This is a genomic window from Anoxybacteroides tepidamans, assembly GCF_014201465.1.
Classification (GTDB): Bacteria; Bacillota; Bacilli; order Bacillales; family Anoxybacillaceae; genus Anoxybacteroides; species Anoxybacteroides tepidamans.
The window spans coordinates 87198-96801 of the sequence record NZ_JACHEP010000010.1 but is presented as its reverse complement, the minus strand read 5'-3'; the positions used below and the strand labels follow the sequence as shown (position 1 = coordinate 96801).

The window sequence follows — 9604 nt, the reverse complement described above, 5'->3', positions numbered from 1 at the left end:
TGGTGATGGTCTTGGATAACGCAAAAATTCATCATGCCAAAGTCCTTCAGCCTTTTTTACAGGAGCACGAAGAACAGTTAACTTTTGTATTTTTACCCCCTTATTCGCCGAATTTAAATTTAGTGGAACGAATTTGGGGCTGGCTGAAAGAGAGTGTCATTGCCAATCGGTTTCATCCTAGTCGAAAAGAGTTACGAGAATCGATTGTTTCGTTCTTAGAGTACCTTTCTGAGTTTCCAGAAAAAGTGCTCCAACGCATCGGACAGGTTGTTATGTCGGAAAATTAATATGAACCTATATATATCCAGTTTATGTTTTTCCCCTTTCATTCTTTTCCCCCTACTACTAACAAAAAATTCATGCTGAATAGATCTGTTAGACAATGATGATTGTAATAAAAAGAAAATAATAAATATATCCTTTTTTATTCCTATTTCTCCGTAAATGTTACTGATATAGCTAGTGATTATAGTAATTATGTACTAAAAAAGAAAATACAAAAACTATTTTTGGCACTTTAATAATCACCTGAATCCGTGGTAAAAAGCGTTCATTGTTCGAGGCAGAAAGCTAGGAATAGAGCGATGTCAACTCGTTTTTATTGGTTAATCAACACGCTTGTTGATGAACATAATTTTTCACCTCACGTCCCGCAAAACGTTCGGTAAGGGCGGCTGGACGGCGCTGGCGGTTGAGCGTAATCGTCTTGTTCTTTCGAGTACGCATAAGGGTTGGAAAGAGCATGAAGCAATCGCTCCATCACGCTGTAATCTCCCCGTTCGACAGCAGCTTCTAACGCTTCTTCGACCCGGTGGTTGCGAGGAATAATCGCTGGATTACTGCTTCGCATCAATTGATGCACCTCATCTTTTGCCGCTTGTTGGCTCCCTAATCTTGCTTGCCAGCGCTCATACCACTCACGAAATTCCGTTGTGCGAAATAACCCTATACCTTCGAGCTTCCCCAACGTTAATGCGCGAAACGTATTTGTATAATCCGCTCGATGTTTTTGCATCATGTCTAGAAGGTCCGTAATCAAAGCGATATCTTGTTCTTCTTCGGTATACATGCCGAGTTTCGCCCGCATTCCTTGAAGCCAATAATGATGATACAATTTCGGAAATTGCGAAATCGCATCTTGCGCCAATTGAACCGCTTTCTCTTCCTCGTCATGCAATAGTGGCAATAAGCTTTCCGCAAACCTTGCAAGATTCCAGCCTGCGATATACGGCTGATTGCCATACGCATAACGGCCTTGCGTGTCAATCGAGCTGAACACTGTCGTTAGATCGTATGTGTCCATGAAAGCACAAGGACCGTAATCAATCGTTTCGCCGCTAATCGTCATATTGTCGGTGTTCATCACTCCGTGAACAAAACCAACTAATTGCCATTTTGCCACAAGTGCCGCCTGCCGCTTCATCACTTCTTCAAGCAAGAAAAGATAGCGGTTCGAGGCATTTTCAAAGCCGGGAAAATGCCGTTGTACCGCATAATCCGCTAGCGCTTGCAGTTCCTCAATCGTTCCCGATTGCGCCGCATATTGAAACGTCCCGACACGCAAATGGCTGGAAGCGACGCGGGTTAAAATGGCACCTGGCAGCTCGGTTTCACGAATGATGAACTCACCGGTTGTCACGACAGCTAGACTGCGGGTCGTCGGGATACCGAGCGCATGCATCGCCTCACTAATGATATATTCGCGCAACATCGGCCCAAGCGCCGCGCGACCATCACCGCCGCGCGAATACGGCGTTCTTCCTGATCCTTTCAACTGAATATCGAATCGCTCCCCCTGTGGCGTTATTTGTTCACCAAGTAAAATAGCGCGGCCATCCCCTAGCATATTGAAATAGCCAAATTGATGTCCGGCATACGCTTGGGCAAGCGGCTCAGCCTCTTCAGGAATTCGGTTTCCGGCAAACACCGCAGCCCCTTCCTCACTTTCTAACGCCGCTGCGTTCAATCCGAGTAATACCGCTAACGAACGATTGAGTACAACAAGCTCCGGTGCGCTGACAGGCGTTGGATTAATCCTTGTAAAAAACCGCTCTGGCAAGCGAGCATAACTGTTATCAAAGTTCCAGTTGGTGTTCAACATATTTCCCTCCTGCATTAAATGTCCCAGTCCAACACTTATTCTTTTTTCACTGCTTCTAACTCCATACGCAAAAATTGTAGTTCTATTTGTTTTTCAGTATACCCCATTTTCCTTAACAACGCTGCGGTGACGGATTGTTATGACAAAATTCTAACAAATGATGACAATGAAAGGAGGCAACAGATATAATAATAGTAAAAAGCGGAGGGTAACAAAATGGCGCACGGAATATCGTATCACGCTAAAGATATTTTGTTTAAGTCGCTAAGCGAATTGTATCGTAATCAAGCGCTTGATGTGTACGGCCTCCATGATCTTCCGAAAATTAAGGCGCTTTTGCCTAATGAATTTCCGTCGGTGCGAGCCGATGAAAAGCGTTCTGACACATTATTTCTTCTCGAAGACGATTCCATTCTCCTACTTGAATACGAAAGCAACGAACGGTTTATCGACAATCATCTAAAGTACCTCGATTATGCTTACCGAATTTTGTACACATACTATAAACAAGAAAAACGACTGAGACACATTCGCATCGTAGTTATTTACACAAGCGATGTAACACGAAAGTATGAACAATTGCATGCAGGTCATGTATTCATTTCTTCGAAAGCTGTACTGCTTTGCGAATACAATGGTGATGCGATTTTCCAAACGATCGAAGAAAAAGTTCGCAATAACGAACCGCTAACAGCAGAGGAAACGATGAAGCTCATTCTCGTTCCGCTTATGCATAGCCGTTTTGACCGACAAATGATGATTGAAAAAACGATCGAATTGGCAAAAAACATTCACGACGAACGAACACAATTGCACGTCATCGCTGGCATTTTAACCGCTACCGATAAGTTTATTGACGAACAATACGCACAAAAAATAAAGGAGTGGATGAAAATGAACAAAGTCATGCGCTTACTTGTCGAAGAGTTTGAGCAAGAAAAAGAAAAAGAAGTGCACGAAAAAACACTTGAAATAGCAAAAAATTTATTAGACGTACTACCGATTCACGAAATTGCAAAACGAACAGGGCTTACAATTAGCGAGGTTGCTAATTTGGCGAAAGAAACGGAGCAATAAATAACAAACTCCTAGCTTATCGATGATGTCGACAATCTAGGAGCGTTTCTTACATGTTATGACGACCCATTGAGCTTTAAGTAGGTTATCAATTTTATTAAAATCATAAAATAACGACAAAGATTTTAATAAAATTGTTTATATGATGATAACATATTGCCAGATCAAAAATAACTATTTTTATAAAAAATTTTTAATTATTTTTATTTATTTGGTTAATTGTATTATCCATATTGACTAAGGTGGATGATGCAGAAGCGTTAGAAAATATTTTGGTTGCTAATAACCCCCAGAGAACAAATAGCGTACTCTCTGGGGTTTTTGTATTACGCCCCTACGATATCTTCTGAATTTCGGTTAATCTCATCAATAATGCTGATAATTTTACGTGCATCGTCTAAGTTGTCTTTAAACAAATCGACAATGCTTCCGACCGTTTTAAACGGCTCTTCTTGTAATACTTTCTTGTCCATCACGCCGTTTTTTACGAAGTAGTCCACAATATGTTTAACAAAGCGGCTTTGTTGGATGTTCAACCGCTCGCTTGATAAAAATTCGGAAAACGCCTCGTTGGCGGCCTGCGGGTCAAGGCCGACGATTTGGCGGACGAGCTTTGTAATCGGTGTGTCTCCGAATTCTCTTTTATAATCTTCCTGTGTGCCAAGCTCATTCCAAAGAATATGCTCCAACGTTTTTAAGTCTTGGACTGTTAACTTTTTATTATTTCGCAGCTTGTAAATGGCCATCTGGTCGCGGTGTTCGTGCAGATAATGTTCCACCTTTTTCCGATAATTTTTCAGATCATTGACATTAAACATCGAACCGTTTTCTTTGACCTCTAAAACTTGGTCTTTAAAGTTCGTATAGTAAATTTTTTGCGTTTCTTTTTCAAGGAATTTGACTAAGTTACGCAACGCTTCACGGACGGCTTCTAGTTCAAAAAGATCCGCCTCTGTCCAAAACTCTTCCGTCTGCACTTTTTCAATAATATATTTTTGTTCTGCCACTTGCGGAATGGAACCGAGCTTCGATAGCTCTTCTGCAGTACGAATTACGCTCCGAATCGGTTTTGTGGCGTTTTTCGTTTGCAGTTTTGCTAGTTCAATCGTATACATAAGCAAATCAAAACGTTTCGCCAATTCATCATCGTTTAGCGGAACAATCAGCGGCGAAATATGTTCTTTGATTTCATTGACATCCATCGCTGTTAAGGAGTCCCATTTCGCCCGATTTTTAAACTTGTGTACGTATTGAATATGTTGGCGTACGCGGAAGTTTTCGTCGTTTAACTTATTGATTTCCGCTAGCACCTCGTCAATCAATTCATTGCGATAGGCAATATACTCTTCTTCCTGGTACTGTAAATGCTGAAGCTCCTTAATGATATCGATTTTGGCGTTAAACAGGCGCTCGGTTAAACTTTCCACCGCTTTTCCTTCGATTCCTTTTGGATTTTCGCGGAAAAACTCAAAATTGCCGCAATAGTCGAAAATAAGAAAATGCGTTTTATCTTGCCCGACTCCGAATAAGTCTTTGCATAAACGAGTTCCGCGTCCAATCATTTGCCAAAACTTCGCTTTCGAGCGTACCTTTTTGAAAAAAACAAGATTAACAACTTCTGGAATATCCACACCTGTGTCAAGCATATCAACGGATACGGCAATTTGCGGCCATTTGTTTCGATCTGAAAAATCATCAATTAACGTTTGATAGTAGTTGACGCTGTAATCAATGACGCGTGCAAAGCCTCCCTTATATTCAGGGAACAATTGATCAAAGCGCTCGACAATCCGTTCCGCATGGCGATGATTTTTCGCAAAAATAATCGTTTTGCCGAGTTTATCCCCACCTTCTACACGAATCCCTTTTTCCATTAAATCCCTGAGTACCGTATCAATCGTATCGTCGTTAAACAGCCATTCATTTAACGCGGCACTGTCAATATCCTCGCCTACTTCATCATCAAATGTTTCTTCGTACCACTCTTTTTCTTCATCGGATAAGTCATCATAATGAATACCTTCTTCAAGAAACTTTAGTTTTGTTTCAATCGTCCGATAATCGACTAAATAGCCGTCTTGAACCACTTGATCTAGCTCATAGGCATAGGTAGGCACACCGTTTTCTAAATCAAACACTTCATACGTATTGCGGTCAATTTCATCTTTTGGGGTGGCGGTCAGCCCAAGCAATATCGCGTCAAAGTAGTCGAAAATCGCGCGGTATTTTTTATAAATGCTGCGATGCGATTCATCGACGATAATTAAATCAAAATGCCCGACGGTAAAGAGGCGTTTGCCGTCTTTTCGTTTCGCTTCGTCAATCGCATTCATCATTGTCGGGTACGTCGAAAACACCATGCGGCTTTCCTCTGGATTGTCTTTGTTATCGAGCAAATTACAAAGTGTCAAGTTCGGCAACAAATGGCTAAAGCTGTTTTTGGCTTGCGTTACCAGCGTTTTGCGGTCCGCTAAAAACAAAATATTTTTTACCCAATTGTGGCGAGTAAGAACATCGACAATCGAAATCGCCGTCCGGGTTTTGCCGCTCCCCGTCGCCATGACAAGCAATGCTTTACGCTGTTTTTTCTCGAGCGCATCGCATACAGCTAACACCGCTTCTTTTTGGTAATAGCGATTGATGATGTGGTCGTTCATTGGCACATGTTTAAGCGACTTTTTCATCGTTCGGCGATCAATCAATAAGCTCAACTCTTCTTTGTTGTAAAAGCCAGAAACTTTTCGCGCTGGATAATGAAGATCATCCCAAATATACGTTTCAAACCCGTTTGTGTAAAAAATGATTGGACGTTGACCGTGCATGTTTTCAATGCAGTCGGCGTACAACTTTGCCTGTTGCTTTCCTCTGTTCGGATCAGCGGTTGTCCGTTTCGCTTCGATGACCGCAAGCGGCTTTCCGTTATCGCCAAACAAGACGTAATCGACATAGCCGACCCCCTCTTGATTCGGCATACCAACGACAGGATATTCCTCAACAACGTCTTTTTTAAACTCCCACCCCGCCAGTTTCAAGTCGAGATCAATATATTTCTTTCTCGTTTCATATTCGCTTAACTCGTCAACTTGGAAATCGTACTCTTTCGTATTTACTTCGCGTTTCGCGGTGAGAAGAGCGCGGAGCTGTTCATTTTCTTTCATCATTTCCTCAAGACGCTTGTCTTTGGAGCTTAACCGTTCGTATAAATCTTTTAATTCTTCCGGACGCTCGCGCTTTTCCTCGCCGATTGGCAATAACGATTCATCAAAATCCGTAGCCGTATATTCATCTGAATAACAATAATCAATCCAAGACACAAACTGATGAAGATTATGCAGGGAAAGAATCGCTTCTTCCCTCGTAATCATCGAGTTCGTATGAACCGCAACATTTCCCAGTTTGACAATGTAACGCAACAACGGCAACAAGTCTTCATCAATAATGGACAAAAAGACGTTGTCATGAATCAAACTGGAAAGATTATCTTGATACGGAACTTTCAAAGCGCTGTCAAAGCTGTACACCCACTTAACGGCAAGCTCTAGCGCGCGGCGCGTCAAAATCGCGCACGTCGCCGGACTCACCACTAAACTTTTCTCCGCTTCTAAACACGCATTCGTAAAGCTCTCATAATGAGGTTTGCCTATTAAAAAATGAAAGTTGGATAACAACAAATCCCCCTCCCTTGACCAAACCAACATGAATTTTCTTCACATTTATTAATCGTTGAATAATTCTCCCTTAAACGCGCGTTGCATGAGGGAGTTGAACATGTTCTCTAATTCCAATAGCCCTCTTTGTAAAATAGCTTTCTTAGCATCTATTAATTTGATCTTTCTCGCAAAATCCTCTTGTAAATTCAATGGAGGAACAGGAATTAATATGTTTCCTAATCCTTCTGTATTTATATTATATTGTCCTGCAGAAGTTGTTGCCTTCTGTATAATTTCATGCCGTCCAAAAACTGAATTCATATATTTAGTAACATACTCGGTATTCATCTTATCTAAATCAATTCTAGCTCTTATTAAATATGAAGCATACACATATCCTTCTTGTTTTTTTGTTACTGAAGCACATCTTCCTACATAATTAGGGTTCCCATTTGTACGTACAAAAAGAAGATCGTTTTCCTGTAATTTTAACTTTAGAAAATCTTTCTCAGGAAGTTCACAATATTTTAAGTCAGATTCGTCAATTATTCCATTCACTATATTTGGAATTCTTAAAATAGGATATCCAAATTCACATGATTTAACCGATGTTCCATATCGAAACTCTTTCACAAGCTCACCGAAAAACATTTTATTTCTGTTAGATGTTAGGTAAGTCCCAAACATCTCCCAAAACAAACTTTGTACTAATTGATCTAACGCTTCAATTTGGGCTTTTCGTTTGTCGATGAGTTCTTTGGCTTTGTCGAGCATTTTTGATATTTCTACCTGTTTTTCATATGATGGTATTGGAATTCTGATTTCTTCCAATATCTTTTTAGATATATGTGGGATTGTGGCTCCCGTACAAGTCTCTCTTAAATATTTTGATTTTGATTGCAAAAATCTCCCTAAGTATGGAGTAAATACATCATTTGAATCCGTACGTAAAATTGCTAAAGTACTTCCTATAGCCCCTTCTAACCCATAACCAATAGTACCAGCATTTGCACCGTCCCATGCTATGATTACATCACTTTTGGTTGCATATATATATTCTTCTTTTCGTTCACAATATTTGATATTGTCATCATTTCTTAAATCGTCTATTTGTATCAGTCTTACCATATTCTCATTTACTTCATATACCTGCTCTACTTTTTTTCCTTTTATAATCTTAAATAATCCCTTTAATTTCATGTATTTCATAGAACAATCTACCCTCTAATCATTTCTTTCAACTCTTGTAATCCTTGCATAATCTCTTTTTCCAAAATTTCCACTCGTTCTAAGATGACACTCGGCGATTCGTACTGCACTTCTTCATACTCAATCTCTTTATACTTGTTAATCGACAAGTCATAGTCATTTTCCCGAATTTCTTCGACTGGCACGAAAAACGACTGCTCCGTGCGTTTCCGTTCTTTTTCCGCTTCACGGTTATGGAAGCGCGCAATGATGTCGGGAATATCGTTTTCTTCAATTGGATTGCGCTTGTCGTCCAATGAGTAGCCATCGGCTTTCATGTCGTAAAACCAGACGTGATCTGTTCCGCCGACGCCTGTTTTTGTGAAAATCATAATTGCCGTCGAAACTCCAGCGTACGGTTTAAACACGCCGCTTGGCATCGAAATAATTGCTTCAAGCTTATGGTTTTCGACGATTTCTTTCCGAATCGCTTTATGGGCAGTTGAGCTTCCGAACAGTACCCCATCTGGCACGATGCACGCACAGCGCCCGCCCGTTTTTAAAATGCGCAAAAATAGCGCCAAAAACAATAGTTCTGTTTTTTTCGTTCTTGTAATTTTCAGTAGGTCGCTTGAAACAGCCTCATAATCTAACGAACCTTTAAATGGTGGATTGGCGAGGACGAGCGTATATTTCTCGTTATCTTTATTTTGTTCCGAAAGAGAATCGCGATATTCAATATTCGGATTTTCAATGCCATGAAGCATCATATTCATCGCACCGATTCGTAACATCGTACGATCCATATCAAAGCCATGGAACATATCGTTATGAAAATGTTCTTTTAATCCTTGCACCAAAAATAAATCCGCATGGTTTTTGCGCAAATATTCGCCCGCCGCCACTAAAAATCCTGCCGACCCAGCCGCTGGATCGACGATAATGTCTTCTGGAGTCGGTTTCATAAGTTTGACCATCATATCAATAATATGGCGTGGCGTACGGAATTGACCATTTGTTCCCGCTGTTGCAATTTTTGACAGCAAATATTCGTATAAATCCCCTTTTGTATCGCGGTCTTTCATCGGAATGTTATCAATGCCATCGACGATTTTGGAAAGCATTTGCGGGGTTGGAATCATAAAAATCGCATCGCTCATATATTTCGCGTACGCCGAATCTTTATTGCCATGGAGACTTTTAATAAACGGGAACACTTCGTTCGAGACAATATCATACATTTGCGACGCTTCTAAATTTTTAAATTTGCTCCAGCGAAGATGCTGTTTATCTTCTGGAAACATTCGTTCAAAATCAATTCCTAATAAAACAGCTTCTTGTTCACGATACGTTTCTGCTTCATCAAGACCTTTAATAAACAACAAATATGTAAACTGTTCAATGACGGTTAGCGGGTTTGTAATTCCACCCGTCCAAAACGTTTCCCATATTTTATCGACTTTATTGCGCAATTCACCTGTAAGCATTGTATACCTCCTTGTTGTTTCCAACTTTATTATACACACTAATACAATTAAAAATCATTCTGTTTTACAAATAAAATGAGAGCTCTAAAAGGCTCTCTTAA

At 40.4% G+C, this 9604-nt stretch carries 6 protein-coding genes; 2 read left to right on the top strand and 4 right to left on the bottom strand.

Going from position 1 to position 9604, the window contains the following annotated elements:
* A partial coding sequence (locus HNQ34_RS10300; RefSeq protein WP_183254207.1) for a transposase occupies nt 1–287 on the top strand: 287 nt, incomplete at its 5' end.
* Nucleotides 288–643: 356 nt separating this feature from the next.
* Here HNQ34_RS10300 and HNQ34_RS10295 read toward each other — a convergent pair.
* Nucleotides 644–2101: a protein adenylyltransferase SelO gene (locus HNQ34_RS10295; RefSeq protein WP_183254205.1), complete on the bottom strand. Its 1458-nt coding sequence runs from the start codon at nt 2099–2101 to the stop codon at nt 644–646.
* A gap of 216 nt (nt 2102–2317) precedes the next feature.
* On the opposite strand from HNQ34_RS10295, the gene HNQ34_RS10290 reads away from it, so the two are divergent.
* Nucleotides 2318–3178, top strand: a complete 861-nt coding sequence (locus HNQ34_RS10290) for an RpnC/YadD family protein (protein ID WP_183254203.1) — start codon at nt 2318–2320, stop codon at nt 3176–3178.
* Between the two features lie 326 nt (nt 3179–3504).
* Here HNQ34_RS10290 and HNQ34_RS10285 read toward each other — a convergent pair whose 3' ends face one another.
* From HNQ34_RS10285 to HNQ34_RS10275, 3 genes are read right to left on the bottom strand one after another with little or no spacing between them, the layout of a single operon-like run.
* Entirely contained in the window at nt 3505–6846 is a 3342-nt protein-coding gene (locus HNQ34_RS10285) for a DEAD/DEAH box helicase family protein (RefSeq protein WP_183254201.1), read from the bottom strand.
* A 48-nt stretch (nt 6847–6894) separates the two neighbouring features.
* Nucleotides 6895–8037, bottom strand: coding sequence for a restriction endonuclease subunit S (locus tag HNQ34_RS10280; protein ID WP_183254199.1), 1143 nt, complete (start codon nt 8035–8037; stop codon nt 6895–6897).
* An 8-nt stretch (nt 8038–8045) separates the two neighbouring features.
* Nucleotides 8046–9503: a type I restriction-modification system subunit M gene (locus HNQ34_RS10275; RefSeq protein WP_183254197.1), complete on the bottom strand. Its 1458-nt coding sequence runs from the start codon at nt 9501–9503 to the stop codon at nt 8046–8048.
* Nucleotides 9504–9604 lie beyond the last annotated feature (101 nt).

What these genes read in the sequence shown, in the direction of transcription:
- HNQ34_RS10275 (WP_183254197.1), bottom strand. Translation starts at nt 9,503, where the DNA reads ATGCTTACAGGTGAATTGCGCAATAAAGTCGATAAAATATGGGAAACG.
- HNQ34_RS10280 (WP_183254199.1), bottom strand. Translation starts at nt 8,037, where the DNA reads ATGAAATACATGAAATTAAAGGGATTATTTAAGATTATAAAAGGAAAA.
- HNQ34_RS10295 (WP_183254205.1), bottom strand. Translation starts at nt 2,101, where the DNA reads ATGTTGAACACCAACTGGAACTTTGATAACAGTTATGCTCGCTTGCCA.
- HNQ34_RS10290 (WP_183254203.1), top strand. Translation starts at nt 2,318, where the DNA reads ATGGCGCACGGAATATCGTATCACGCTAAAGATATTTTGTTTAAGTCG.